Source organism: Methylobacterium sp. Leaf118, from assembly GCF_920984675.1.
GTDB lineage: Bacteria > Pseudomonadota > Alphaproteobacteria > Rhizobiales > Beijerinckiaceae > Methylobacterium.
Genome location: NZ_CAKLBV010000020.1, coordinates 19,160 through 43,732, shown reverse-complemented (window position 1 = coordinate 43,732; position 24,573 = coordinate 19,160). Strand labels below are relative to the sequence as shown.

Genomic DNA, 24,573 nt, shown 5'->3' with positions numbered 1-24,573 from the left:
TCGCAACGGCCCCGCATCGTCCCGGACAGAAAGCCGGGACGATGGGCCGAGACGACAGCCGGGATCAGACCCGGGCTTCGGCCCGGGGCAGTTCGCGGGTGGCGAGGTTGCGCTTGACCGCCTCCTGCACCTTCTCGAAGGCCCGCACCTCGATCTGTCGGACACGCTCGCGCGAGACGCCGAACTCGCCGGAGAGATCCTCCAGGGTGATCGGGTCGTCGGCGAGGCGCCGCGCCTCGAAGATGCGCCGTTCCCGCGGGTTCAGCACCCCGAGCGCGTCGCGGAGCGCCGAGAGACGGTTGCGCCCCTCTTCGTCGCGGGCCAGCACGGTTTCCTGGCTCGGACTGTTGTCCACGAGCCAATCCTGCCATTCGCCCTCGCCCTCCTCGCGCAGGGGGGCGTTGAGCGAGGTATCGCCCGAGAGGCGGCGGTTCATGTCCACCACGTCCTGCTCGGGCACGCCGAGCGAGGTGGCGATCTGCTTGACCTGATCGGGCCGCAGGTCGCCCTCGTCGAGGGCCGAGATGCGGCCCTTGGCCTTGCGCAGGTTGAAGAACAGCTTCTTCTGGTTGGCGGTGGTGCCCATCTTCACGAGCGACCACGAGCGCAGGATGTATTCCTGGATCGCCGCCTTGATCCACCACATCGCATAGGTGGCGAGGCGGAAGCCCTTGTCCGGATCGAAGCGCTTGACCGCCTGCATCAGGCCGACATTGCCCTCGGACACCACTTCGCTGATCGGCAGGCCGTAGCCGCGATAGCCCATGGCGATCTTCGCGACGAGGCGCAGATGCGAGGTGACGAGACGGTGGGCCGCCTCGCGGTCGCCGTGCTCGCGCCAGCTCTTGGCGAGGGTGAATTCCTCCGTCGGCTCCAGCATCGGGAACTTGCGGATCTCATCGAGGTAGCGCGAAAGGCCTCCCTCGTTGGCAAGCACGGGCAGAGCGCCGGCCATGTGCACCTCCTTCAACAGCCCCCCAGACGGGCGGGCTCCACGCCTGGCCGCTCCTCTTGAGCCGGCCACGCCGCTCCCCATCTTAGGGGGAATCCGCCGTGCCCGGTAGCGACCAACGCTGTCACGCAGGGTCCAACGCGCGAAGCGGAGTCCGGGTTTAACGTGTCACGCGGGCGCACCCGTCGCGGTGCTGAAACGCACGCGTCCGGAACGCCCCGCCCTCACCCTTTCAGCGCGGCGAGCAAGCCGGCGAAATCCTCCGGCATCGGGCTCTCGAAGCGCAGGCGCTCGCTCGTGCGCGGATGCAGGAAGCCAAGTTCGACGGCGTGCAGGGCCTGCCGCCCGAGCGCGCCGAGCGCCGCGCGGGGGGCTTCGGCGAGGCGGGCCGCCTTGGTCTTGAAGGCGCCGCCATAGACGGGGTCGCCCAGCAGCGGATGCCCGCGATGGGCGAGATGCACCCGGATCTGATGGGTCCGCCCGGTCTCGAGGCGGCAGCGCAGCAATGCGGTAAGCCCCGCGGCGTCGGGCACGCCCTCGACCCGGTAATGCGTCACGGCGTGGCGCCCCTCGCCGTCGCGGACCACGGCGATCTTCTCGCGGTTGTGGCGGGAGCGGGCCAAGGCGGCCGTGACGGTGCCGGCCCGGGGCTCCGGCACGCCCCAGACCAGGGCGAGATAGGCCCGCTCCAGGGCTCCGCCGCGGCCGTGATCGGCGAACTGGGCCGAGAGGCCCTGATGGGCCAGGTCGTTCTTGGCGACGACGAGGAGCCCGCTCGTGTCCTTGTCGAGGCGGTGGACGATGCCGGGCCGGCGCACGCCGCCGATGCCCGACAGGCTCGCCCCGCAATGGGCGATCAGCCGGTTGACCAGGGTGCCGTCCTCGTGCCCCGCCGCCGGATGCACGACGAGCCCGGCGGGCTTGTCGATGACGATGAGGTCGTCGTCTTCGTGGACGACGGCGAGGGGCAGCGCCTCACCCTGCGGTTCGGCCGGCTTCGGAGCCGGCACCCGCACCTCGATCCGGCTCCCCCCGGCGACCTTGCGCGAGGGATCGCGGATCGCGACGCCGTCGCAGACCACGAAGCCGTCGCGCGCCAGCGCCTGCAGGCGGGCCCGGGAGAGATCCTCGAAGCCCCTCGCTAGAACGCGGTCGAGCCGCTCCGGCGCCGCCCCCGGCTCCACCACGAGGCTGTGGATGGTCGTCTCGTCCGTCACAGGATGTCTCGCACAGGATGTCTCGCCCCGAACTTTTCGCGCCGCGTCGCCGGAAACGGCTTGCCCGGCCGCGGAGGCCTCGCTATAGCACCCCTCGCCGGCCCGGAAGCTCCCATCGTCTAGCGGTCTAGGACGTCGCCCTCTCACGGCGAAAACAGGGGTTCGATTCCCCTTGGGAGCGCCAGCCGGATCAAGCACTTAGCTTGCGGCAGGCGCCGAGAAATTCTCTTGTACGGAAATTTTACGGAAACCACGGTTGGCCGCTAGCGCGAGCTGACGAGCCTTTCGGTTGCGGCGGACGAGCCCGATAATCCTTTCCGTCAGCCCAGCGTCGAATTGCGATGACCGCCAAACAGCGGCGCAAGCCCGCGGCCGATATCGAACGCGTGATCGCTCGGAAGCCTAGGGCCGACCCTGCATCTGGAAACGTAGGGGACTAGGGTCAAAACCCGATCAGGTTGCTTCTGTGAATGGCCGCAATGGGTGGGAAGCGGATTTATAAGCGGCGGCCACGACATCAATAGGTATGTCTGAGTGCCAGAATACGCGGGGCGGCCTCACCGGATCGCCCCGCCTCTCCAGCGAAGGGCCTCGATCAGGCTTCGCATTGCCGGGGTGACCTGCCGGTCCGGGTAGTAGAGGTGGCAGCCAGGGAACGGCGGGCACCAGGGATCAAGCACCTGAACGAGACGGCCAGCCACGATGTCGTCGGCGACCTCGTCCTCCAGCATGTAGCCGAGCCCGGCCCCGCCCCTGACGGCGGCCGCTGCTAGGTTCCCGTCGTTCGCGATCAACTGCCCGCTCGCGCGGACCCGAACCTCCCGGCCGTCGCGGGCGAACTCCCACGGCAGAAGGCCACCTCCGCCGACCAAACGGTAGTTCACGCAGCGATGCGCCTCCAAGTCTGCCGGCGTGTCCGGTCGTGGGTGACGCACGAAGTAATCCGGGGTCGCAACCACCACCGTGCGCAGGTCGGGCCCGACGCGCACTGCGACCATGTCCCGCTCGACCGTCTCACCGAACCGGATACCGGCGTCGAACCCCGCCGCCACGATGTCGGTCAGCCGGTCATCGACGTTCACCTCCACCGAGACCGCCGGGTTGTCGATAAGGAAGCGGGGCAGCCTCGGTTCGAGGATAGTCCGCGCGGCGTAAGGGAACGTCGTCAGACGCAGGCTGCCCGACGGCTCGCCCCGCCAGTCGGCCAGCGCGTCGAGGCCCCGGACGACTTCGTCGAGGGCGGGGGTGACGGAGCGCAGCAGCCGCTCGCCGGCAGGGGTCGGTGCGACGCTGCGCGTGGTGCGCGCGAGGAGCCGCACGCCGTACCGCTCTTCTAGCGCCCGCATCGCGTGGCTGAGAGCGGAGGCCGAGAGCCCCATCTCGGCCGCCGCCCGGGTGAAGCTGCGATGGCGCGCCACCGCCGCGAATGCCGCCAAATCGTCGAGTGTGCCGCGTCGCATTCCTGAGCCAAGCTCATAACCCCTTGCGATCCATAGCCGCTAATTGCGGTGCCGGTCGCGGATTACCTCTTGCCCTTCAACAGCGAGGCGAGACGATGGACCTGACGCAGTATCGGACCCTGGGACGCTCGGGCTTGGCGGTGAGTCCGCTTGCCCTCGGCACAATGACCTTCGGTGCAGGCCGGTGGGGCTGTGACGCGGCGGCCGCGGGCTCGATCCTCGACTGCTACGTCGAGGCGGGCGGCAACTTCGTCGATACGGCGGACGTCTATTCGGGCGGCACGAGCGAGACGATGCTAGGCGACTTGGTCGCGGAACGCGGGCTGCGCGACCGTCTCGTTGTCGCGACGAAGTCCGGCTTCTCCCGCGAGCAGGGAACGCCCCTCGCCGGTGGCAACAGTGCCCGCAACATCCGCGCAGGGTTGGAAGGCTCGCTGCGCCGCCTCAAGACCGGCTGGATCGATCTCTACTGGACGCATGTCTGGGACCGGACCACGCCGCCCGAAGAGGTGCTGCGCGCCCTGACCGATGCCGTGACGCGTGGCGACATCCTCTACTACGGCTTCTCGAACGCGCCGGCGTGGTACGCGGCGCAGATCGCCACCCTGGCTCGCTCCCACGGCCTGCCGGAGCCGGTCGGCCTGCAATACGCCTACTCGCTGGTCGACCGTGGGGTGGAACTCGACGTGCTGCCCGCTGGCCGGGCGCTCGGCATGGGACTAGTGCCATGGAGTCCCCTGGCGGCAGGTCTGCTGACGGGCAAGTACGGGCGCGACAAGCTCGCCGAAGCCGGCTCAGCGCGGTCGCTCCCGGACCGCGCGGGCGACGCGGCTGCCGGCGGCAGCGACGGGCGGCTGAACGGCGACAACCCATTCGGAAGCATGCTGTTTACGGAGGCCAACTTCGCGGTGGTGGACGTGCTGCGGGCCGTGGCGGAAGAGACCGGCCGCCCAATGGCACAGGTGGCACTCGCCTGGGTCGCGCGTCGACCGGGGGTCTCTTCGGTCCTCGTGGGCGCGAGCCGCCCGGAGCAACTCGTTCAGAACATCGCCGCGCTCGACGTCACGCTGTCCCCCGAGCAGCAGAGCCGCCTGGATGCGGCGGGGCGACCGCCGGGCCTTAACCCCTACTTCATCTTCGACCTGCCGATGCCGATCATCTTCGGCGGGCAGACAGTCGAGGCATGGCGGGGCTCTCCGGTGTCCTGACACACCGGCATTCCTGATGGAATGGGAGTTCCACTCCTTTCCGGACATCCGAGGCGCAGCCGCTCAAGGTCCGGATGGGGTGGAAAGCGCGCATTCAACCAAGCCATCGCAAGAGGCTACTTCTCCTCTGACAGCGGACATTCGGTGATTGAGCGTTATGGAGCGTTCCGCTGAAACAGGCTCATGCCCCTAATGTCCGCTGAACACGAGGGTTTGGATCGGCAGGACGAGCGCCTGGAGCCGCAGGATCATGGCATGCACAATCCCGACGGCATCGACCGCGTGAAGAGCCAATTTTTTGGTGGTGCTGAGCTCGCCCGACTTGATGAGATCGTGATTGCTCGTATAGGCGTTGGCGATGCAGCTGCTTCCCGGCGTCACGCCTTCCAGGCCACCTCGGTAGAGCGGCTCAAGGAAGACCAGGATCGTTCCCGGTCGAACAACCTGCTGCGCGTCGATGAGTTGCTCGCCACCTCGGAATTGGCCGGCGGCAATGAAGTCCTGCACGCTCGTCACCACCATCGGGATGACGGTCCAGGGCTTCGAGATGCAGGTGACTTCCGCCAGCATGCCTACCTTCATCACTTGCGCCTCGATCTGTCCGAAGCCTGCCGCGATTGCCTTGCGTCCGGCACCGTCGGGGATCAGCACGCCGGCCGAGCGCATGAACGGGTTGACGATGTCGCCGGGCCGCAGGGTGAATTGCTCCACCCGCCCCTTCACGCCAGCCCGGATGGTGGTCTTGGCGATCTCTACTTCAGCCTGCGCAAGCGCCGCCTGGGCGCTGGCTTTCTGGGCGGGGAGAAGCGTGCTGACCTGTGCCTCGGCCCTCAGCTTGGCAGCGGTTGCCGCCGCGACGGAGCCCTGCCGGCCCTTCACGACGTTCTGGAGCCGCTCGATCTCGCGAACGGCGACGATGCCAGCGCCACGCCTGTTCAGCTCCTGCTTCGTCTCCAGTTCGTCGATGGCCTGCTGCAGGGCGCTCCGGGCCTCCTGGGCCTTTCCTTCGGAGGCCACGATATCGGATCGTGCCGCCACCATCGCCGCCTCAACCTCGGCGATCTTGCGCCGCGCCGACTCCGCTGCGGCCTCCTGTGTCGAACTGTCCAGCCTGAAGATCGGCTTGCCCTGCTCGACCTCGCCGCTGACGCCTTGCACGTAGACTTCAGCCACACGTCCGTTGATCTCGGGAACGATTGGTACGGTTCTGTAGTATAGCGTCGCGCTGCTCGTAGAAGGATGGTAATAGAATATCATCGTGATCAGCCCAACCGTAAGCATCAGGCATGTAACGATACCCCACCTAAGCTCGAACCACACCGAGTAAAGCGTGATCTCCTTGCCAAATCGTTTGCCCTGGCCGAAGCGTCGGAAAAGATAGTCCGGCAGGATCGTCAGGAGGGAGCAGAGCAGAAGCTCAAGCATGGTCAGCTCCCCGTGCTAGTTGGAACGATCTTCGGTAAAGGCCGTGACAGTGGCTGCGCTTCAGGGAGCGCGACCACTGCAGGGGTCTGTCCTTGCGTGTCACCCGCTGCCTCGCCACGCGGGATGCCTGCCATCCGTTCAAGCGATCCCGCGATCCGGCCGAGCGTCCCCCCGAAGTTGGGGATGTCGATCAACGCCAACAGCAGGCCAATCACCCAGAAGAGATGGATGTGCGTGAAGAGGGCCAGCAGTCCGAGCACGGCGACAATCTCGAACTGGAGCTTGTGGCTCTTATGGGCAATCCGCTCCGGCAGCGTATGCAGGCGCAGGAACAAGAGCCCAATTGCAAGTACGGCGATCCCCAGGATCACGGCCGCTGCCATCAAGAAGACGTCTGTCTCCCCAGAAGCGGCGATGAACGCTGGAAGGTGATGAGGTGCGGCGGGGTTCAGCGAGGCAGTCATGCGGCCCCCAGCAAAAACGACTAAGCCATTCGGACAAGTGTGGCCGGCCCATAGAGGCGGCAGTAGGTGTCACCAGCGTCGCACACGGACCGCCCGCGGCCCGTAGTATCCGCGCCGAACGACCCCTACTGCGCGCGGTCCGTAATATCCGCGTCGCACAACCCCAACCGCACGCGGGCCGTTATATCCGCGCCGGACGGCAACCGCGCCACGAGGGCCGACGCAGCCGCCTCGATAGACGCCGCGAGCGCAGACGAGGGCATTGGCCTCCGTCGGGACGTATGCGAGCAGGCCTGCAAAGAGACCGAAAGCGACCAAGACGTACTTCATGACAGACCCTCCGCGCGTTGCCGGCTGGTTACGTCAAATGTACTATGCCGAATCATGGCAGCCATCACTGTAACACGCTGCCGAAAAAATGTTTGATTATTTATGCCAACGGCCTAGTTGTCGAAGCCGACTGCAATGATCTCAAGCGAAGATGTTACGGTGCCCACCCCATTGCCGGCACCAGCGCGCCGGTACGCTTTCGGCGCTGCTAAAGGGCTTGTCCATGTGGAACGGTCCAGTGGGGGGGCTTAGCCCATCCCAAATGGATGGTTCGACAATCTGGAACGTCCAATCCTCTGAAGCCTATGAACTATTGGAACAGCCGAGGCGCACCTGCCGTCGCTGACGAAGTACCTCGCGAAGGTCCGCTATGCCGCTGCGAGCGGACCTTCGTTGATGCCGTATTGAACGCCTTCTCAGGGTAGGATGCAGACCTACAGCCTCATGGCTTTCCGACCCTCGCGGTTACCGCTATGCGCGTCGCCATGCTGATCCGTGCTGCCCTGTCCGAAGACGCCCCACGTATCTGGTCGATCATCGAGCCGGTCATTCGCGCTGGCGAGACCTACACGCTTGATCGGGACATGACCGAGGAGCAGGCGCTCACCTACTGGATGGGATCGGATAAGGAGACCTTCGTCGCCGAGGAGGACGGGATCATCCTCGGGACCTACTACATGCGTCCGAACCAAGCGGGCGGTGGTCGCCACGTCTGCAACTGCGGTTTCATGGTAAGCGCCGCTGCCACCGGGCGCGGCGTTGCAGGACGCATGGGCGAGCATGCCTTAGCTCACGCCCGGTCTCGCAAATACCGAGGCATGCAGTTCAACTTCGTGGTGAGCACGAACGAGCGGGCGGTGCGCCTCTGGCAAAAGCTTGGGTTCGAGATCGTCGGGCGGTTGCCACTCGCCTTCCACCATCCCGCACACGGCGATGTCGATGCATTGGTGATGTTCCAGGCGCTTTGACAACATGCCGCCAGATTCTGCCATGGGTCGAAAGCGGCTGTCAGGGCCGGTTCGTCAAAGGCGACCCATATCGGACTAACAGCGCCGGTTCTCCTCTCCACACCTAAACCGAACCGAGCGTTCGCAACAGGCAAGGGGTTGAAACCACACCGGCCGGGAGGCGGTCGAAACTCATGATTTCTGGATACTAAAGGGTGGGCAGTAATAGGTTCTGCACAGTCTTTTCACCGACGACTTGGCGCATTGAGACCATCGTGCGGAAGCTGCGCACGTTCGGCTCATCCTGAAAAACGGTGCGACTAAAATCTTCGTAGGCCGCCATATTCGGCAAGCGGAGCTGTAAGAGGTAATCGGCGTCCCCGGTGACATACCACGCGGCGACGACCTCGCTGCGTGCGCGTAACGTCTTTACGAAGGCATCGAGACTGGCCGATGTTTCGCGCTCGAGGGACACCAGAACATGCAGGGTCACGGGCAGCCCAAGCACTTCGGGACTGACCACTGACACATCCGCTAAGATAACCCCCTCCTGCCGCATCCGTCGCAGCCGCCGGAGAACCGCGCTTTCCGACAACCCTACACGCTCCGCCAGCACACGAGCCGGGGTCAGGTTGTCCTGCTGCACGGCCGCAAGCAGAGCACGGTCAAAGCGGTCGAGTGTGGCGGATTTCGTCATTTCGATAGTTTATTTGCCGGAAACAGGGGCTAAGCTGGCGGAGATAGGCGGCAACCGTCAAGGCAATTCGCGCATGATCCGAGCATGCGCTCCTCGATCCAGCTCCCGCAGTCCGGCCCGGCCGCGACCCTCCTCGCCGTGTCGGCCCTGCTTTCGAGCATCATCGCCCTGGGCGTTGGTACGTCGCTCGCCAAAGGTCTTTTTCCGCTAATCGGGGCGGAAGGCACCACGGCGCTGCGGGTGTTTCTGTCGGCCGTGGTCCTCGTCGGGCTGTGGCGGCCGTGGCGGATGCGGTTGCAGCCTGCCGACATCCGCACCTTGCTTGCCTACGGTGTGGCGCTCGGTAGCATGAACCTTCTGTTCTACATGTCGCTGCGCACCCTTCCGCTCGGGATTGCCCTCGCCATCGAGTTCATAGGCCCGTTGGGGGTTGCCCTCTGCGCCTCACGCCGCGTGCTCGATTTCGCTTGGGTTGGGCTGGCCGTGTTGGGTCTCGGCCTGCTGCTGCCCATCGGGCAGGGCGCAACCGCCCTCGATCCGACCGGCGTAGCGTGCGCCTTAGGCGCTGCTGCCTGTTGGGCGCTCTATATCATCTTCGGCCAGCGAGCCGGGCGGCTGCACGGCGGGCAGGCGGTTTCTCTCGGGATGAGCATTGCGGCGTTGACGGTTCTGCCGTTCGGCGTTGCCCATGCAGGCGCGACGCTGTTCAGCCCGTCCCTTCTGCTGATCGGCCTCGGCGTCGCCATCCTGTCGAGTGCGTTGCCCTACTCGCTGGAAATGGTCGCCTTGAAGCGCCTGCCCAAACAGGTGTTCGGCGTACTCCTGAGCATGGAACCGGCCGTGGGCGCTTTGGCCGGGCTGGTGCTCCTGAGCGAACAGCTCAGCGCGGTCGAGTGGCTGGCCGTTGGCTGCATCGTCTTGGCGTCGGTGGGCACGACCCTATCGCAGCCGCGCAAGGCAGCACCGCTAAGCTCTGCCGAGCAGGTTGCCTGACGGCGTGGCGCAAAAGTCTTGATCTATGAACGGCCCGCTTGTGGTCGAAAGCAGCCCCTTGCATGGTCAAGCTGATTGAGTTTTGACCTTAGGGCGAGGCTCCCGCCTACCGGCGGGAGCACCCTGTCATCACCTCCATCGTGTTGGCGATTTCGGCCTACGACAATCAACTACCTTTATGGCCATGCTTGCCCGGTGTGCTCGCACTTGGGCGCGTCACATGTGCATCGAGCGCCTCGGCCGTGACGTATCGGCGCCGGCCGACCTTGATGAATTCGATCCGTCCCGCCGCGCATTCCTCATAGAATTTGGTCCGGCCGAGCGACAGCAAGTTGCAGGCTTCATCGACCGTGTAGCGCATCTTGGCGTGGGTGTACGACGACATAGCGGAGGTCTCCTTGTTGCTCCGCTATGGCTTTACAAACGGCCAAAACTCGTCCTTTCGCATCGGCAACCGCACGTTTACAACCGATGGAAAACGTCGTTTTTCCTCGAGAAATCTCCAAGGGCCAATTCATCCGCGCGTTTACGGCTCGCATGAAGCCGGGCGGGTGTTTCTGAAGGCGAACCGCGATGAAGGCACCCCGAATTCATTCTGCCCCGCATCCGTCACCGCCTACGATCCGTAATCCATCTGTCCAGCGTCACCCTCGACTCTATGGTTACGTTCGAAGCAGGGAGCAGCGCCCACGCAGCCCGAAAGACTCCCTCAAGCAACAGAGTGACGAACTCACCGCTTGGGCCGGACGGCGGGGCCTCGTGTTTTTTGAGGTGATGTTCGAGCAGGGCTCTGACGTACACGTCCCACTTTTCAAGCGCCCGCAAGGGAAGGCGGTGCTCGAACGGATGCAGGATGGCGATTGGCTAGTGGCGGCCCGTTTCGACCGCCTTTTCGGTCTGCCTGAGGATGCCCATGAAAGCCTCACGCTGGCACGAGAGCGGAAGTTTGAGGTTCATGCGCTCGACGTTGATGCAGGACGCTGGTGCCTTGCAAAAAGCCGCGCTCTGAACACTGTCCTGATCGCGTTCGCGGGCTACACTCGGTACGGGCAATCCCTCCAACGGAAAGCCGTGAAGGCCAATGAGGCCACGCTCGGGAAATACCGTGGTGGACGACCGCCTTTTGGATTTCAAGTTGGGCCCGCTGGCGTGCTCGAAGAAGTTGCGGATGAGCAGACATTCATCATGCAACTTCACGAGATGCGCGCTCAAAATTTTTCATATAAGAAATTGCAGCAGTTTGGGGTTGAGCGGGGCTATCACCTCACCGGGCCGGGCATTCGAAAAATTCTCATGCGAGAAAGCCTGCCATGAGCGCGGTGAACGGGCGCATCAATGTGATCAACGGCGCCGTAACCGGCCGATCAATTGCCGGGCGGGGGAATGAAAAGGATTTCAAGATCAACGTCCGGTCGGTAATCGCGGCGTCGAACCTCGAAGGAGGTAGGACCGGTCTTACGCACGCCCGTTGTGCAGAGTGATACGAGCGCATCGGCGCTTCCCTTGTCGATGACGAGAACAAATTCGCCAATCGGACCGCGCCAGGACCGTGCGGTCCGTAAGATATATTCCAGCGGCCGGGCTACGACCTCGCGGCCCCCGTTCATCCGCCGCAATGCGCGCCATGTGCCCTCATCGATGCAATAGCGCGCCAAATCCGTGTCGAACTCGGGCACCCGTCGGTCGGACGGGCCCGTGAGCTTTGCGCTGGGCGTGAGGAAGAACGCTCCCACGGACGGCGTGTAGCGATGCTGTACGCGCTTGATGGCCTTTGCCTCGAACCGCTGCGGTCGGTGGTAGACGACCTCAAGGTTCCAGGCGGGGCCATCACTTCCATCGGTGCAGCTGTCCTCGGTCACCGCTCCGGCTTGCCTCAATCGCTCGCGCGAACTGGGGCTCAATCGCTTCAACGCCGCCGGAAGGTCGTCGCCTGTCGAGGCGAAGGGCAGCTTCAGGTCGCGCAGGAGCGGAGAAATATCGCGTTCACCGACGAAGGCGCGTTCTTGCCTTTCCAGTTGGACTGGTCGCCCATCCACACGGGTTTCAAATCCGACGAAATCGGGTTTGCCTCGGAAAGGGATGCTGACATCTGAGCAGCCAAACACCTTTTTCATGTCGAGGCGCGGTAGAGGAAAGGCAGCGCGCAATTCCACCGGATCGGCCGTCACATTGCGAAAGCGGTATTCAACCTCGATAAGCTCCTGAGATACACGAAGGTCCTCACGCTCCATCGTGACTGCATCCGTGGCTGTAAACTCAAGTCCACCTGCACCGAAATAGGCGGCGCTGTCGTTGGCAGATGCGGTTCCTGTACTGGCTATCGCGATTAGGAAGAGCGCGGCCCGAACGCGCCGTCTACGGCCACCGAACCTTGTTGCTGGGCCTTCCATAAACCCTGGCTTTGGTGCGAAGAGGCGGCGAGTCACGTTCATCGGCATGCAACAAAGGCGCTGACGGATTTGGCGTGGTCGGCCAAGTCTGCGGGTGGCAACGCCGTGGTGTCCGTCCCGACCGCGACGCTCACCCCGTTGCTTTCCAGAAACGTGCCCGCAACCGCACCTTTGATCGCGAAATTGACGTTCTGCGGGATGTCACCGTTTGTCGCGACCATCACCTTTAACGCATTGAGCTTGGCCGTTACCACCCCGATGAGGTTGCCGTTGGTGTCCATCAGTGGGCCACCGGAATTACCCGGCTGCACAGGTGCCGAAATTTGGAAGTAACGCGTGTCATCCCCAATCCCGGTCAACGCCGTGACGTTGCCGAGGGTGAAGTTGCCGGAGGTGGCGAGCACGCCGGACAAAGGATAGCCGAAGACCGCGACGGCCTCGCCGAGGCGTACGCCTGACCGCAGAGCCGCAACCTTCAAAGGGGTGATCTCGGTTTTCAGCAACGCGAGATCGTTGCTCGCATCGCGCGCGGCGACCCGCGCCGGCACCGGACCGTTCGGACCGTTCACCTCGATGCTCGTGCAGTCCTTCACCACATGCGCGTTCGTCAGTAGGTGACCGTCGCGGCTCACGTAAAAGCCTGTGCCGGACGAGGCCCGAGGACGATCTTCCGGCACCTTGGGGGCGACAGCCGACGGCGTCGGGACCACGGGCTCAGGCGGGCGGGCGACGGCGACGGCTGCGGGAGGCGCCGTGAACGTCGGTGGGCTCGTGAACGGCGATCCAGTCATTGCCGCACCGAGCGAGCCGGAGACGAGGACGGCAACGCGCTCCATATGCAGGTCGGATTCAGCCGATTTCCAAATCAGGAAAAAGCCGAGGGCATTCCCGCCGTCGCGATGGAAGCGCAGGTACCAATCGTTGCCGTCTGCGCCCGAGGCCGAGATCGCGAAAAAGTCCGAGCGGATGACCTTGTAATTGACGCGAGCACCGTCCCGCTCGAACCGGGCTAGGGCGCTGCGGTAGCTCGTCTCCAGGCTGTCGGCGACGCTTGTGTAATTTAGGACGACTTTTCCGGCCGGGTCGCTCCACGACACGCTGTCGGCATTTCGACTTTCACGCAAACCGAGGCCGACCGGTATCCAGATCGGCCGACCGCGGCTCGGATGGGGAACCTCACGAAAGCCCCAGCGGCGAAGGAGTGGCGTTGCCTCGTCGAGGAGCGCGGCCGTGCCACCCGCGTCGAGCATACCCGTCACCGGCTGACCGGCCTGCGCTTGGTAGCGCATCAGCGTTTCAAACAGCCGTTTTGAGAATGCCGTGTTCGGAACCGCGACCTGATGGCCGGCGGCCGTGAGCAGTACCTGAAGCCGGAGGCGTTCGTCCAGGCTGAGGTGGTCGAAGCGGGCGGCCGCATTTTCATAAACAGAAGGCCCGGACGGCTCCGCAGGCTCCGGGGGCGGGCGCGATCCGCCGATTGCCGAGCCATAGCCGTTTTCGTCGAGGTGACGTCGGAGGGCTGTCGGAAAATCGATCTTGCGCCGCTTGTTCTCCGGGCATTTGTTCAACGGCAAGGCGACGGTACAAACCTCGTGGGTCCATTCGTCGTTCCGGTCGTAGAGTTGCAACATGCGCACCCAGGCCGCGTCGCCGCGCCCGACAAGGATGCTCTGAGCGACCCAACCGGCCAAAAAGCCGTTGTCGCGCCATCGGTCAGGGTTGAGATCAGCCCCATGCTCCATCATCGCCAATTCCTGGCGAAGATAGGCACCGAAGAACGGATGACGGGTAGCGTCTTCAATGCGACCGCCGCGCACACGCTGGACCTTGCTCGGTGCGTTGGCCGAAGCGTACGGCCCGAAGGCGTACAAAAAGCCTTGATCGCTGCTCAGCAATTCGAGGGCGCCATCCCCGTCGAGGTCCTCGAAGCTGTACCCGCCGTCGCCGTCGAGGGTATCCCCTTCGACCAAGGTCCAGCGGCCGGTTCCACTATCCTCGGTCGCGATCTTCGTGACCGTGCAGCAATGGGCACCACCCCAGAACGACGAGAAAACGAGGCTCGGTCGCGAGGAGGCCGGATCAAGCCGAACGGATTTCATTTCGGCGATCTCGGAGCCGGGCTCGTCCGGGGTTTCGCGTACGGACCGATCCAGGGTCATGCGAAAAATTTGGCGCCCGCCTTGGCGCCCGACCGCGACCGGAAATCGGCCGCCCCCGTCCGGATCAGGCAAGCTGCTGATTGCGACGGCAATGTCGCCCTGGCGCATAAGGCTGTCGCGCCGCCCGTCGTATTTCTCGCTCCCGATCTGAGAAGCAGGCTTCGGCGACCAAGCCTGCTCGACGTAGCTTTCCCCGCGGGAGAAAATGAAATCCTTCGGCAGATTGCCTTCTCGGCCCAACCGCTCGCGCACTGCCCGCGGATTTGCGACGGTCTCCGGGCCGAAAACGACAGCGAACCACCCGTTGGCAGCCCGCATCACTCGGGTGCCTGGGTGTTGCCAGCGATGGTATCGGGCGATGCCGACCGCCTCGTCGAGGTCGGCACGTGAGGCGATCACGACCCAACGCGCGGTGCCGTTCAGCGCGAATTCGGCAGCAACAAGGGGCGTGGGGCCGATCCACGAAATGAGCACTCCGGCGACTGAAGCGCCGACTCGAAGCATTTCAGCCGAAGTCCGGTGCCACGGGCGGCTAGAGAGAGCCATGGAGTTCGGCTCCCCCTTCTGACCCATCACTTAACGCGACGATTTGCACGAGTTTATTGGCCTGACTGTCGGGCACCGCGTGCCAAAAATGACCGGCTGCATTTGGCGTGCCCGCTTCATTGCACCGCTCAACCCGATAAAGCGGTCCGGCCTCGGCAACCACTTGCATTGGAATATGCAACGGCTGTCCATGAGCCGTCATCCAGCTCGGCCATTCTGATTGGCTGGTGTCAGGAGCGGTGCCGGGCGAGCACGTCAGGAAATGCGCCTGAATTGATCCAACCCGGCCATTCTCGTCGAGGATTGATCCGGTAAGGTGCCTCAGCCGGTCAACTTTGTCCCGCAGGCCCTGGCTCGCCCACGAACCAACCCCCTTCGCCTCAATGAGGATAAGGGTGGAGCCTGAGGCTAATACCAGATCGATGTCCTGCTGGCTGCCGGTCACCTGTCCGTCCTCATTTGGCTGAGGCGCCGTCGCGTCCGTCTTCGAATGAAGAACGTGCAACGCTGCTACCAGCCAGTCGATATGAAAATCGGTCGCCCAAAAAGCATCGAGCTTCATCCTAAAATTAGGATCGCGCTGCCGGACCGCGATTTCGACACGGCGCAGGAAATCGCGGTCGAGGTGCCGAGATGCGCTGCCAAGTGCGTCACGCACCAGCCAATGACGCTCTTTTCGGTTGAACCGCTGCAAAACCTCGGTAAGCGTCATGCGCCGATGCCCACACCCTGCGTTGTAACAAAGGGTACTGTTTGTTTCGTCAAAAGGCGAGAGGCCACATTGGGACACGCACAGTATGACTAACGCGTTGCCGCTCTCATAAAACCCTTTGACCAGCACTCGGACCGTCCTGACAAAAAATCCTAGATTAGCCTACGGCTAAATCCGCAATATAAATTAGCATTGGACTTGAAGTCGCAATGCAAGTGCAGCACTGTTGCGCTCTAATTCAAGATGATCCGCCGTCCAGAGTGTTGCTGGATTACTTTTGTAATGCCAAATCGATATGTAACAAGCCGGCTCAATGATGGGCGGCGGTGATTGTCACCGCCGCCGAATGTTTAGCGAAAAAAGAGTGATTCAACGCCCTTCTTATAAGTCCTGGCGAGGCATCGGAATCCGCCGCGCGCCGCGCTCATCCGTTGGGCTGTAGCCCAACATCCGTGGGCCGCCTTCCGCAACCTCAATGAGAACCATGTAAAGCCCGGGGTCGGTCAGGCGCTGCGTCAGCGTTCGATCACGCAACTGCCGCGCACATTGGCGCATCTTCGCGAGACGCTCTCGATCCTGGCGTTCGGCTCGATTGCGCTCAGGACTTGGGTGATTCTCTGCGTCCAAACGAGCGCATCGAACCATACCGCCTTGCTCCGAAATGAAGGTCAAAAAAGCGTCCGCTTGGATATCGCACTCGGCAGCGTATCGAAGAACAGCGGCGCAACGCTGCAATTGCGACTTACCAACTTCCGCAGTGGCGTTCGGTTGCCGTAGCGTCAAACGCGCAAGTCGCATAAACGGATTTCGCCCCAACTCGACCTCAGGCACCTCGTACTGTTTGTAAAGGCGATCCAATACATCTGGAAATTCTTTTGTGTGCCAATATAGACCTAACGCGTTGCCGAGTACGGCATACAGGTGTTTCTGCGCTTGGGCCATATTTTCACGGCCGGTCCGTTCCTGGGCGGCAAACGCGGCGAAGCGCCGAAAACAAGCCAGGAGCAAAGTTTCCGCCTCTGTTTCGTATTCAGCCAACGCTACGGGACGTTGCACCACTGTGGCGGTTTCGGGATTTGGCTTATCCTCGGATGGCGGAGAGTTACCGGAAGCCCCGGCGGCCTCCCGTCCTCGAACCGGTGTGGCGCGTTTGTCGGCAATGTTGAGCTGGGGCGGGCGTGAATCGATGCCTTTTCGCCTGTGCTCGGGGCCATCATTCGCTCCCCTGGTCGGGGCGAAGTGGGGTGTTGGGCTTGGGCGTCGCGGAGGCACGGTTGGCATTGGCACGCTTACGGGCCTGGGACTTTGCGGCCCTGGGTACGGACCGAAGGGCAATAATGACCGTCCCACTTGGGACGGCAACCGCGGCCCAATTGACCGAGGCGTCACTGCGGCCTCAGCAGCAACGCTGGCATTCGAATTCGGGGCGAGTTGGGGATTCTGCGTCGTCATCGGTGCACCTCTCTTCGGTTGCACTCTGACTTTACAGACGCTCGAAATACGACCGTCGTGGCTTTGGACTGGCCATACGAGCGCATTACGCTCCTGGAAATCCCAATTGATGTGGGCGATTGTGGGCCGCACCGCGGTGCGGCCCAACCAGCGTGGCGATCTTGCGATTCGCCACGCTGGTTTTACTCAGGCAGAGCCCAATTCATTGGCTCATAAAACCAAGAGGTCGTCGGCAAACCGTCGATTGCGACCGCCTTCCTTTGTCATGTAGCCCCACACCGTTCCCCAACTCCGGTCCATGGGTCTGAAGTGAATATCACGAAGTATGTCCCGCCGGCCGTCACCGGGGCAAATGTATAGGCGGTGTTTTTCAGCTTCAAAATGCGCAAGGAATCCATCGGGTAGTCGGGAAACGCGGGGTGGCGGCGTCAACAAAACAAAATGCCAGTGTTCGCCGTCGTTGGGGCGAGTTGGAGCAAGTCCGATTTCTCGCAAAACTCCTCGCCACGCCGTTTCAGGCACGCCCAACAAGATCGGTCGCCATTCCCTATTTTTTGGCTTGTTCGGGTACCGCAGGATGTGATGGCATACCTTTTCATGAAATTCCATGATTCGCCGGCACATCTGCTGATTTCGCGCTCGTGGACCGCCAGATAATTGGTTGAACAAGGCTGTGCCGAACAACCCCTGCCATCCAGAGTGCTGGCGGTCCTGAATGAAGTCGGCAAAGCCGCGGTCCACGTCTGTGCGCGGCCCCCATTTCGGTTCCCGGCGCAATTCGCCGAGACCGTAATAGTCGTCCAGAATGTTTCGGAAGTCCTCGCTGTAATTGTGGGAGCCGGGAGTGATGATCGAGCTTGCTTCCGTTATCGTTCGGCTTGGCTGCTGAACTCGGCGATCCGCGCCTTCGTCCGCATATCCACGGGGGAGTATCAGTTTCATGATGCATGATCCCTTGATTTCGACCGCAGGTCGGGGGCAAGGGGACGCTGCTTCGAAATACCCCGCGGCGTTCATCGGGCTCGCGTTCGGGTGACGGCTTGATTCAGGCCAACAAATCCCGATTAGACATAAGAGGGGGATTTAACGGCTGTTATTAACGCCGCCTTTTTAATTCCGAATTACGTCGCCGATGCCCTGGAAACCCACAGGCTCGACGCCGCAAATTAGCGTCCCACCATGATTTTACAGTTCAGTTTTTACAGAGCACCATTTGACATGCGGCGGGCCAAATGATCCTGAAAGTAATCGCAACTAATTTTCAGGTTGCGGACTGGAAACCGCGCGGAAATGAGTGGCGCCCCATTTTTTGTTGAAATTTAGGGCGCTTGTGGCACTGCACGAACGACGTAAAAATTGAAAAATTACCGCATCCGAGGCAGCGCATTTATCGACGATCACCCACTCCTGTAGGCGGCCGCCATTTCCTTCGGCCGACGAAGAATTAAATGAGGCATGGTGGTCTGACATCCCGTTCCCAGACCGACGCACGGTAAAACACTTTCTGAAAGCAGGAAGGTCCAGCTCCATGCATGCGAATTGCGACTGCTGTTCCGACACGGGCGTGCCGCGGATCGGCCGCCGACGTCTCCTGTTCGGGGCAGCAGGCATTTTTGCCGCGACCGCTCTGCCGAACGGTGTTGCACAGGCTGCATCACCAGCGGCGAAAACCTCTCTGTCCCCCGTCGATGCGCTCAAGCTCATGAAGGAAGGCAACGAGAATTTCAGGAACGAAGCTCCGTCCCTCGCCGCAAATGGGCGCGAACGCCGCCTTGAACTCGCCCGCGGTCAAGCTCCGTTTTGTGTGCTGGTGGGTTGCTCCGATAGCCGAGTTTCGCCAGAAATCCTGTTCGGGCGTGGTCTCGGTGAGCTGTTCATTGTCCGGAACGCGGGCAATACGGTTGATACAGCGGCTTTGGGTAGTATCGAATATGGCGTCGGCGTCCTTGGGGTACCGCTCGTCGTCGTGCTGGGTCATCAGTCATGCGGTGCTGTCGCCGCGGCCGTCGATGTCGTTGAGAAAAATGCGACGTTCCCAGGTGTGATCGGCGAGATGGTTCAACCCATTGTCCCCGCCGTTCTTGAGGCCAAAAGCCAAGGGGGTGACCTTCTCGAAGCGTCCGTGCGGAGCAATGCGCGCCGCGTTGCGAAACGGCTGACAACCCAAAGCTTGGTGATCAAAGATGCGCTCACCGGGGGGAAGGTGAAAGTCGTAGGGGCCCGGTACAGCTTCTCTGACGGTCAGGTCGAATGGATGGAAGATATTTGAGGCACCACGCACCGGGCAATGGTTGGCGAGGCGAATTTCCTGCCGCCAATGCCCGGGTAGATTGCTGCCTTTGTCGAAGTATCAGTACAGAGCCTTTCCCGGCGGACCGACTGTAGCGCCGAGCTTGCGCTGCGAAGTTGACGCGTGGCGAAAGTTGCCTCACCATGTTCGCGATTTGTTCAGGGGGTGCGTGACCGGAACCGAGAGAGGGGCGCCCACATTTAGTTAAATATGGTCATGGTTGGGACAAGATATGGGGGCTAGCACAGCGTCGAGGCACGTCGGGCAACGAGCCTGTCAGACGAATTACTACACCACGCAGCAGGCAGCTCGCCTCGGCTTCCCGCTCTCGCATTTTGTGACGATTAATTTTGCCCACACGGTCGTCGATCCACGCGCAGCTGTGGCCTGTTTTTCGGTGCTCAGACGCAACGACTTCAACAAATGGGCAACGCGCCCTGGCAAGGGCAGCGGCCCGGCATTTCCGCCGACCTACGCCTATGCCTTTGAAAACGCACGAGACGGCATGGCCTTCGAGACCATAGAGCCGGGTGACGATCACAATGTGCATGTGCACTGGAGCGTTCACATCCCTGCGGCACGCGCTTTTGATTTCCAGCACCAGCTTTTCCGGTGGGTTGAGGTACGCGCTGGCGGCGTCCTCGATCCGGCGCGGGTAATCGACATCCGACCGATCAGCACTGGAATGGGTGGCTACCTCATCAAAGGTGCTCGGGCCGCTGTCCTAAAAATCTACGGGCGCGGCCAAGAACCAGAGCCGCAAGGCATCATTATTGGACGACGCGCGGATACGAGCCGCAACCTTGGGCCTACGGCACGGCGCAGACTTGATGTCGAGTTGGGTATTCGTCGGCAAATGCCGAACCGCGAGATGAAGCGTCCGGAGAACCGCGTCACTTTGTAAATTCGGGAATATGCCGGGCCGCTGCCCATGCTATGGTCAAAACTCAGTTGGCTCGACCGTGTGAACGGCCGCTTCCGACCCTTTAGCGGACCGTCCATAGATCATGAGTTCTGAGCGGGCAGAGACATCATCAGCGCGGATTTAAGTCCGTCGATGAATTGCCGGACGCGCGGCGGTATGTGCTGCCGGGTGGGGAGAACGGCCCAGATGGCCAACTGCTCAGGCTCGGCATCCGTGAGGGTAATGCTCTTGAGGGTGCCGCTGGCTAAGTTCTGTGCCACATCCCAGTAGGTGAGCAGGGCAAGTCCCGCTCCGGCGGCGCAAGCGGCATGCACCGTATCAACGCTACTGGCAGCAAGCTGTCCCTCGATGCGCTTGGTAACTGCTTGTCCGTCCTGCCGAAAGCACCAAGCGTCCATCGCATGCAGCGTCAGGCAAGAGTGTGCGTCGAGGTCGGCGAGCTGTTTAGGGTGGCCGTTCGCCGCAAGATAGCTCGGCGCGGCGCAGAGGATGCGCGGATTATCCGCCAACCGCACAGCAACCAGTTCCGAAGCCTGCAAGGTCGCTACCCTAAGAGCTACGTCGATCCCGGCGGCCACAATGTCCACGATCCCATCTGAAAACGTCAGGTCTACTTTGAGCCGTGGGTTTTCAGCCATCAGGCGGACCACCAGCGGCACGACAAGAGCGCGGCCGATGCGGTGAGGCGCGGTCACGCGTAGCACCCCGCTTAGCCCCTCATGCTGTTCGGAGAAGGCCGCTGTGGCGGCTTCTCGCGCCCCGAGCATCGTTTGGGCGAGTGGCAAGAACGTCTCACCGTCCGCTGTCAGAGCAACGGAGCGGGTGGTGCGGTGGAGCAGGCGCACGCCAAGCTCCTGTTCCAGCGCCGCAAGGCGGCGGCTGACCGCCATCGGGGACATGCCGACCTGCCGCCCGGCCGCCGAGAGGCTGCCGGTCGTGACGATTGCACTGAACAAGCCCACGTCCGCGAGATTCATCGGTATAACACTGAGTGATAAAATCCTTATCGTTCATCTCAGCTAATGCACAAGCCGCCTGCCCGCTACCTTGGTGCCCATAGACAGGTAACGGCAGTTTGGAGGCCAAGCATGAACACGGACGCGAAGAACCTTTTCACGGCCACCGAGATACATGGCCTGACGCTCCGCAACCGTTTCGCGGTGGCACCGATGACGCGCGTGAGTGCGGCCGAGGACGGCACCCCCACGGAGACGATGGCACGCTACTATGAGCGGTTCGCCCGTGGCGGCTTCGGCCTGCTGATTACCGAAGGCATCTACACCGATCAGACGTTTGCGCAGGGCTACATCCACCAGCCCGGCATCACCGACGAGGCGCAGGCGCAGGCGTGGCGGCCGGTGGTCGACGCCGTACACCGGCACGGTGCGCGTATCTTCGCGCAATTGATGCACGCCGGAGCAATCAGCCAAGGCAACCGCTTCCGCGATACCTCCGTCGGACCTTCGGCCGTGCAGCCCAAAGGGAACCAAATGGAGTTCTATTACGGCAAGGGCGCTTACCCGATGCCTGCCGCTATCACCGAGGAGCAGGTTGCCGAGGCCATCGAGGGCTTTGCCTCATCGGCCGCACGGGCCGTCGCGGCTGGGTTCGACGGCATCGAAATCCACGGCGCGAATGGCTACCTCATCGACCAGTTTCTGACCGACTACGCCAACCAGCGCAGCGACCGTTGGGGCGGCGACACCCGCCAGCGCACGGCGTTCGTGCGGGCTGTGTTCGAGGCGGTGCGGGCCAAGGTGGAGGTGCCGGTCGGCGTGCGTATCTCGCAGGGCAAGGTCAACGACTTTACCCACAAGTGGGCGGGTCGTGAGCAGGATGCAGAAGCCATTTTCGGCACGCTCGCCGAGGCCGGGGTCAGCTACATCCATGTGACTGAGCACAAGGCGTGGGAGCCTGCGTTCGAGGGCGGCCAGGATAGCCTTGTGGCCTTGGCTCGCCGCTACGCACCCCACGTCCCTCTGATCGCCAACGGCGGCGTGGGGGATGCGGCGCGGGCGCAGGAGGTCTTGTCTGCGGGCGCAGACTTCGTGGCGCTCGGCAAGGCCGCGCTGGCGAACCCCGATTTCCCGAACCGCATCCAGGCCGCCCACGACGTGGCGGCGTTCGATCCCGCCATCCTCGGCCCAATCGCCAACATCAAGCCGATTGAATTGGCGGCCTAGCAGACCATCAGGAGGGAGTGCCCGCTTCGGACATCCCCTGCTTGTGCTTGCACCAGAGCACAAGTCAGCAAGGATCAGCACATCATGTCAAATCACGGTGGAAAGCAATCTTCCGCAACGCTTGCTGCTGCGGCGTTGCTTGCATCAGTTGCGGTAATCACGCCAGCCGTAGCGCAGGAGGCAATCACCCTTGAGGTAATCGGCGCTGTCCGCATGGCTAATACGCCGCCCGAGCAGAAAAATAAAACTCCGGCTGTTGCGCAGCCCAATCAAGCTCCTGAGGTGAGCCGAACGGATGTAGCTCGCAGCAGCGTTTCTGTAGAAAAATAAGGAGGCTTGTGATCCACATGAGTGAAGGTACTCAGCAAACCGTCGCGGCAAGCTCGCGCGCGAACCTCCGCATCTGGATTGATTTTGTCTGCCCCTATTGCCTGCTTGGAAAGCAAGTGGTGCAGACAGCTATCGAGGGCTTGGATTGCGCCATTACCTGGATGCCGTTCGAGCTGCGTCCTTATCCAACCCCGACGTTGCGACCCGAGGACGACTATCTGCCCACGGCGTGGCGACAGGGCGTCTATCCCGCTGCCGAGCGGATGGGCGTTGCCATCCGCCTGCCGACCATCTCACCGCAGCCCTACACCCGTAAGGCGTTCCTGGGACTGCAATACGCAGTCGAGCAGGGGCAGGGAGATGCCTACGTCGATGCCGTCCTGCGCGCCTTCTTCCAAGAGGATCGCGACATCGGGGACATCGATGTGCTAAGAGCCATCACTCAAAGGCTTGGGCTAAATCCTCACGGCCTCGATGCGGTGCTGGCCTCGCCGGTCCACGGCGCACGCCATGATGCAGCGATGCAGCAGGCGCAGGAAGTCGGCATCCGTGCTGTCCCTTCGGTTGCCGTGGGCAACCGGCTGTTTTCGGGCACACCGCAGCCCGAAGCGTTGCGGGCGGAAATTTTGCGTCAGACCGACAGCCTTCCACTCGGGGAACCCGTCTTATAGCCTGTGCACCGTGTAGGCGACGCTGGTGTACGTATCCATTGGATCGCCACCGACGCGACCACTTGGCAGCCGCCGCAGAGCTATGACGTGTGGCATGACCGGGCGACGTTCCACTTTCTGGCCGAGGACGCCGACCGGGCGGCCTACCTGTCCCGGCTGAGCCGCTTCCTCAAACCCGGCGGCTATGCCGTCATCGCCACGTTCGCCTCGGACGGGCCGGAGCGGTGCAGCGGCTTGCCGGTGGTGCGCTACGACGCGAGAGCCTAGCGCAGACCCTCGGACCTAACGTGAAAACGGCGCGCGCAGCAGAGGCCGCGACGCGCCGCAAGTAGGTTCCCGGTCTCAGGAAAGGAACTGGAGCCTCCATAGGCGATCAGGGCACACAAAAGCGTGCTCCTCCGGCCACAATTCACTCCGGGAAGACCGTCATTTGACTGTCATGCTAAACTAGGCTTTCGACCCCCCCCCCGCGCCGCCCAGGCGGTACAAGGGGCAACAGGTGCGATATGGCCTCGATTGAAGTACTCGCGAAGACCCTGCGCGGCGTCGCCGCCAGCGGTATGAAACCCAAGACGCTCCTTGCCGCTGTGCGCGAGCGACACCCTGAGGCGACCAAAAAGGAAGTCGTCCGGGCTGCGTTCTACGCGTTGGCCGAGGGTCAGAGTGGCGACCATGGCGACCTGCACAACTTCGCCCTGACGGAACGGGCCGTAGACGATGAGGAGCCGATGAAGGCGGCCAAGCTGCGCAAAAAGAAAAAGGACCAGAAGGCTTCGCCGGAGAGCAAAGCCGCTCATTGAGAGCGGCACTGCGAGCGCAGTTAGGCGGAGCGTGCCAGCTTCTCCTGGCGGCGCTCGACGCTCCCCCGGATAAACCAGCCAAAGGGTGTGCTGCCGGTCCTGCGGTTGCGGGAGACCTCCTGTAGAACCGTTTCCAGCGCCACGATGCGCTCGCTCGGTCTGCGGTACGCCTGTTCCAGCTCGTCAAGGGCGGCATCGACCCGGCTTGCGGCGGTGCTGTCAGGCACGGCGGAGAGATAATCGACCTTGCGGAGGCAGCGGCTCACGGGTGTCATGCGGACAATCATAAATTTCGAAGTTCAGCCGTCTAGCAAAATTACCCGGCTACATTAACGAGATCGAGGTGCGCGACCGCACACGAGCTTGGCTTTAGGCTGGTGGTTGAGCTACCAAACGTTGCGGGGTGGCATTCATCATGCAGA

At 62.6% G+C, this 24,573-nt stretch carries 26 protein-coding genes and 1 tRNA gene; 13 read left to right on the top strand and 14 right to left on the bottom strand.

Annotated elements, in window-relative coordinates; translation table 11 throughout:
* Positions 1-64 precede the first annotated feature (64 nt).
* Both rpoH and LW587_RS10945 read right to left on the bottom strand, forming a co-directional pair.
* Positions 65-955, bottom strand: coding sequence for an RNA polymerase sigma factor RpoH (rpoH, locus tag LW587_RS10950; protein ID WP_232629626.1), 891 nt, complete (start codon positions 953-955; stop codon positions 65-67).
* 221 nt (positions 956-1,176) lie between these two features.
* Positions 1,177-2,169, bottom strand: coding sequence for an RluA family pseudouridine synthase (locus tag LW587_RS10945; protein WP_232629625.1), 993 nt, complete (start codon positions 2,167-2,169; stop codon positions 1,177-1,179).
* Between the two features lie 108 nt (positions 2,170-2,277).
* On the opposite strand from LW587_RS10945, the gene LW587_RS10940 reads away from it, so the two are divergent.
* Positions 2,278-2,353 (top strand) — tRNA-Glu (locus LW587_RS10940).
* 373 nt (positions 2,354-2,726) lie between these two features.
* Here the strand turns inward: LW587_RS10940 and LW587_RS10935 are convergent.
* Positions 2,727-3,629 (bottom strand): LysR family transcriptional regulator, encoded by a 903-nt coding sequence (locus LW587_RS10935; protein WP_232629624.1) that lies wholly within the window; start codon positions 3,627-3,629, stop codon positions 2,727-2,729.
* A 95-nt stretch (positions 3,630-3,724) separates the two neighbouring features.
* On the opposite strand from LW587_RS10935, the gene LW587_RS10930 reads away from it, so the two are divergent.
* Positions 3,725-4,837 (top strand): aldo/keto reductase, encoded by a 1,113-nt coding sequence (locus LW587_RS10930; protein ID WP_232629623.1) that lies wholly within the window; start codon positions 3,725-3,727, stop codon positions 4,835-4,837.
* 189 nt (positions 4,838-5,026) lie between these two features.
* Here LW587_RS10930 and LW587_RS10925 read toward each other — a convergent pair whose 3' ends face one another.
* A complete protein-coding gene (locus LW587_RS10925; RefSeq protein ID WP_232629622.1) occupies positions 5,027-6,262 on the bottom strand; it encodes an HlyD family secretion protein in 1,236 nt (411 codons plus the stop codon).
* 2 nt (positions 6,263-6,264) lie between these two features.
* Positions 6,265-6,726, bottom strand: a complete 462-nt coding sequence (locus LW587_RS10920) for a hypothetical protein (RefSeq protein WP_056462702.1) — start codon at positions 6,724-6,726, stop codon at positions 6,265-6,267.
* A gap of 815 nt (positions 6,727-7,541) precedes the next feature.
* On the opposite strand from LW587_RS10920, the gene LW587_RS10915 reads away from it, so the two are divergent.
* Positions 7,542-8,024 carry a GNAT family N-acetyltransferase gene (locus LW587_RS10915; RefSeq protein WP_232629621.1) on the top strand — a complete coding sequence of 161 codons (483 nt, stop codon included), beginning with the start codon at positions 7,542-7,544 and terminating at the stop codon, positions 8,022-8,024.
* Between the two features lie 187 nt (positions 8,025-8,211).
* Here the strand turns inward: LW587_RS10915 and LW587_RS10910 are convergent, their stop codons facing one another.
* On the bottom strand, positions 8,212-8,700 hold the full coding sequence (locus LW587_RS10910; protein WP_232629620.1) for an Lrp/AsnC family transcriptional regulator: 489 nt from the start codon (positions 8,698-8,700) through the stop codon (positions 8,212-8,214).
* Between the two features lie 84 nt (positions 8,701-8,784).
* Here LW587_RS10910 and LW587_RS10905 point away from each other — a divergent pair, with 84 nt between their 5' ends.
* Positions 8,785-9,693 (top strand): EamA family transporter, encoded by a 909-nt coding sequence (locus LW587_RS10905; RefSeq protein ID WP_232629619.1) that lies wholly within the window; start codon positions 8,785-8,787, stop codon positions 9,691-9,693.
* 166 nt (positions 9,694-9,859) lie between these two features.
* Here the strand turns inward: LW587_RS10905 and LW587_RS10900 are convergent, their stop codons facing one another.
* Positions 9,860-10,078 carry a helix-turn-helix domain-containing protein gene (locus LW587_RS10900; protein ID WP_232629618.1) on the bottom strand — a complete coding sequence of 73 codons (219 nt, stop codon included), beginning with the start codon at positions 10,076-10,078 and terminating at the stop codon, positions 9,860-9,862.
* A 13-nt stretch (positions 10,079-10,091) separates the two neighbouring features.
* On the opposite strand from LW587_RS10900, the gene LW587_RS10895 reads away from it, so the two are divergent.
* Both LW587_RS10895 and LW587_RS10890 read left to right on the top strand, forming a co-directional pair.
* A complete protein-coding gene (locus LW587_RS10895) occupies positions 10,092-10,322 on the top strand; it encodes a hypothetical protein (RefSeq protein ID WP_232629666.1) in 231 nt (76 codons plus the stop codon).
* Positions 10,267-11,007, top strand: a complete 741-nt coding sequence (locus LW587_RS10890) for a recombinase family protein (protein ID WP_232629617.1) — start codon at positions 10,267-10,269, stop codon at positions 11,005-11,007. Before LW587_RS10895 ends, LW587_RS10890 begins: the two co-directional genes overlap by 56 nt.
* 50 nt (positions 11,008-11,057) lie before the next feature.
* On the opposite strand, the gene LW587_RS10885 is transcribed toward LW587_RS10890, so the two are convergent.
* From LW587_RS10885 to LW587_RS10865, 5 genes are all read right to left on the bottom strand, one after another.
* Positions 11,058-12,083 carry a DUF4424 family protein gene (locus LW587_RS10885; protein WP_232629662.1) on the bottom strand — a complete coding sequence of 342 codons (1,026 nt, stop codon included), beginning with the start codon at positions 12,081-12,083 and terminating at the stop codon, positions 11,058-11,060.
* Positions 12,084-12,121: 38 nt separating this feature from the next.
* Positions 12,122-14,788 carry a serine protease gene (locus LW587_RS10880; protein WP_232629616.1) on the bottom strand — a complete coding sequence of 889 codons (2,667 nt, stop codon included), beginning with the start codon at positions 14,786-14,788 and terminating at the stop codon, positions 12,122-12,124.
* Entirely contained in the window at positions 14,775-15,500 is a 726-nt protein-coding gene (locus LW587_RS10875; protein WP_232629615.1) for a hypothetical protein, read from the bottom strand. Before LW587_RS10875 ends, LW587_RS10880 begins: the two co-directional genes overlap by 14 nt.
* 381 nt (positions 15,501-15,881) lie before the next feature.
* A complete protein-coding gene (locus LW587_RS10870; RefSeq protein WP_232629614.1) occupies positions 15,882-16,538 on the bottom strand; it encodes a hypothetical protein in 657 nt (218 codons plus the stop codon).
* Positions 16,539-17,162: 624 nt separating this feature from the next.
* Positions 17,163-17,894: a hypothetical protein gene (locus tag LW587_RS10865; RefSeq protein ID WP_232629613.1), complete on the bottom strand. Its 732-nt coding sequence runs from the start codon at positions 17,892-17,894 to the stop codon at positions 17,163-17,165.
* 586 nt (positions 17,895-18,480) lie between these two features.
* Between LW587_RS10865 and LW587_RS10860 the strand changes: the two genes are divergently transcribed.
* Both LW587_RS10860 and LW587_RS10855 read left to right on the top strand, forming a co-directional pair.
* Positions 18,481-19,221, top strand: coding sequence for a carbonic anhydrase (locus LW587_RS10860; protein WP_232629612.1), 741 nt, complete (start codon positions 18,481-18,483; stop codon positions 19,219-19,221).
* Between the two features lie 253 nt (positions 19,222-19,474).
* A complete protein-coding gene (locus LW587_RS10855; RefSeq protein WP_232629611.1) occupies positions 19,475-20,146 on the top strand; it encodes a hypothetical protein in 672 nt (223 codons plus the stop codon).
* A 101-nt stretch (positions 20,147-20,247) separates the two neighbouring features.
* Here LW587_RS10855 and LW587_RS10850 read toward each other — a convergent pair whose 3' ends face one another.
* Complete coding sequence (locus LW587_RS10850) at positions 20,248-21,144, bottom strand: LysR family transcriptional regulator (RefSeq protein WP_232629610.1); 897 nt, start codon at positions 21,142-21,144, stop codon at positions 20,248-20,250.
* Positions 21,145-21,255: 111 nt separating this feature from the next.
* Between LW587_RS10850 and LW587_RS10845 the strand changes: the two genes are divergently transcribed.
* From LW587_RS10845 to LW587_RS10825, 5 genes are all read left to right on the top strand, one after another.
* Positions 21,256-22,350 carry an oxidoreductase gene (locus LW587_RS10845; RefSeq protein ID WP_232629609.1) on the top strand — a complete coding sequence of 365 codons (1,095 nt, stop codon included), beginning with the start codon at positions 21,256-21,258 and terminating at the stop codon, positions 22,348-22,350.
* Between the two features lie 84 nt (positions 22,351-22,434).
* The gene (locus tag LW587_RS10840) at positions 22,435-22,680 is read left to right on the top strand and encodes a hypothetical protein (protein WP_232629608.1); all 246 of its coding nucleotides are present in this window, start codon (positions 22,435-22,437) and stop codon (positions 22,678-22,680) included.
* 17 nt (positions 22,681-22,697) lie between these two features.
* Positions 22,698-23,351: a DsbA family oxidoreductase gene (locus tag LW587_RS10835; RefSeq protein ID WP_232629607.1), complete on the top strand. Its 654-nt coding sequence runs from the start codon at positions 22,698-22,700 to the stop codon at positions 23,349-23,351.
* 3 nt (positions 23,352-23,354) lie between these two features.
* Entirely contained in the window at positions 23,355-23,618 is a 264-nt protein-coding gene (locus LW587_RS10830; protein ID WP_442919117.1) for a class I SAM-dependent methyltransferase, read from the top strand.
* A 239-nt stretch (positions 23,619-23,857) separates the two neighbouring features.
* The gene (locus LW587_RS10825; protein ID WP_232629606.1) at positions 23,858-24,151 is read left to right on the top strand and encodes a hypothetical protein; all 294 of its coding nucleotides are present in this window, start codon (positions 23,858-23,860) and stop codon (positions 24,149-24,151) included.
* 20 nt (positions 24,152-24,171) lie between these two features.
* On the opposite strand, the gene LW587_RS10820 is transcribed toward LW587_RS10825, so the two are convergent.
* The gene (locus tag LW587_RS10820; protein WP_232629605.1) at positions 24,172-24,426 is read right to left on the bottom strand and encodes a hypothetical protein; all 255 of its coding nucleotides are present in this window, start codon (positions 24,424-24,426) and stop codon (positions 24,172-24,174) included.
* Between the last annotated feature and the right edge of the window lie 147 nt (positions 24,427-24,573).

Coding starts and splice junctions, on each gene's coding strand:
- rpoH (WP_232629626.1), bottom strand. CDS start 955: ATGGCCGGCGCTCTGCCCGTGCTTGCCAACGAGGGAGGCCTTTCGCGC.
- LW587_RS10935 (WP_232629624.1), bottom strand. CDS start 3,629: ATGCGACGCGGCACACTCGACGATTTGGCGGCATTCGCGGCGGTGGCG.
- LW587_RS10930 (WP_232629623.1), top strand. CDS start 3,725: ATGGACCTGACGCAGTATCGGACCCTGGGACGCTCGGGCTTGGCGGTG.
- LW587_RS10925 (WP_232629622.1), bottom strand. CDS start 6,262: ATGCTTGAGCTTCTGCTCTGCTCCCTCCTGACGATCCTGCCGGACTAT.
- LW587_RS10920 (WP_056462702.1), bottom strand. CDS start 6,726: ATGACTGCCTCGCTGAACCCCGCCGCACCTCATCACCTTCCAGCGTTC.
- LW587_RS10915 (WP_232629621.1), top strand. CDS start 7,542: ATGCTGATCCGTGCTGCCCTGTCCGAAGACGCCCCACGTATCTGGTCG.
- LW587_RS10910 (WP_232629620.1), bottom strand. CDS start 8,700: ATGACGAAATCCGCCACACTCGACCGCTTTGACCGTGCTCTGCTTGCG.
- LW587_RS10905 (WP_232629619.1), top strand. CDS start 8,785: ATGCGCTCCTCGATCCAGCTCCCGCAGTCCGGCCCGGCCGCGACCCTC.
- LW587_RS10900 (WP_232629618.1), bottom strand. CDS start 10,078: ATGTCGTCGTACACCCACGCCAAGATGCGCTACACGGTCGATGAAGCC.
- LW587_RS10890 (WP_232629617.1), top strand. CDS start 10,267: ATGAAGGCACCCCGAATTCATTCTGCCCCGCATCCGTCACCGCCTACG.
- LW587_RS10885 (WP_232629662.1), bottom strand. CDS start 12,083: ATGGAAGGCCCAGCAACAAGGTTCGGTGGCCGTAGACGGCGCGTTCGG.
- LW587_RS10880 (WP_232629616.1), bottom strand. CDS start 14,788: ATGGCTCTCTCTAGCCGCCCGTGGCACCGGACTTCGGCTGAAATGCTT.
- LW587_RS10875 (WP_232629615.1), bottom strand. CDS start 15,500: ATGACGCTTACCGAGGTTTTGCAGCGGTTCAACCGAAAAGAGCGTCAT.
- LW587_RS10865 (WP_232629613.1), bottom strand. CDS start 17,894: ATGAAACTGATACTCCCCCGTGGATATGCGGACGAAGGCGCGGATCGC.
- LW587_RS10860 (WP_232629612.1), top strand. CDS start 18,481: ATGCATGCGAATTGCGACTGCTGTTCCGACACGGGCGTGCCGCGGATC.
- LW587_RS10855 (WP_232629611.1), top strand. CDS start 19,475: ATGGGGGCTAGCACAGCGTCGAGGCACGTCGGGCAACGAGCCTGTCAG.
- LW587_RS10850 (WP_232629610.1), bottom strand. CDS start 21,144: ATGAATCTCGCGGACGTGGGCTTGTTCAGTGCAATCGTCACGACCGGC.
- LW587_RS10845 (WP_232629609.1), top strand. CDS start 21,256: ATGAACACGGACGCGAAGAACCTTTTCACGGCCACCGAGATACATGGC.
- LW587_RS10840 (WP_232629608.1), top strand. CDS start 22,435: ATGTCAAATCACGGTGGAAAGCAATCTTCCGCAACGCTTGCTGCTGCG.
- LW587_RS10835 (WP_232629607.1), top strand. CDS start 22,698: ATGAGTGAAGGTACTCAGCAAACCGTCGCGGCAAGCTCGCGCGCGAAC.
- LW587_RS10825 (WP_232629606.1), top strand. CDS start 23,858: ATGGCCTCGATTGAAGTACTCGCGAAGACCCTGCGCGGCGTCGCCGCC.
- LW587_RS10820 (WP_232629605.1), bottom strand. CDS start 24,426: ATGACACCCGTGAGCCGCTGCCTCCGCAAGGTCGATTATCTCTCCGCC.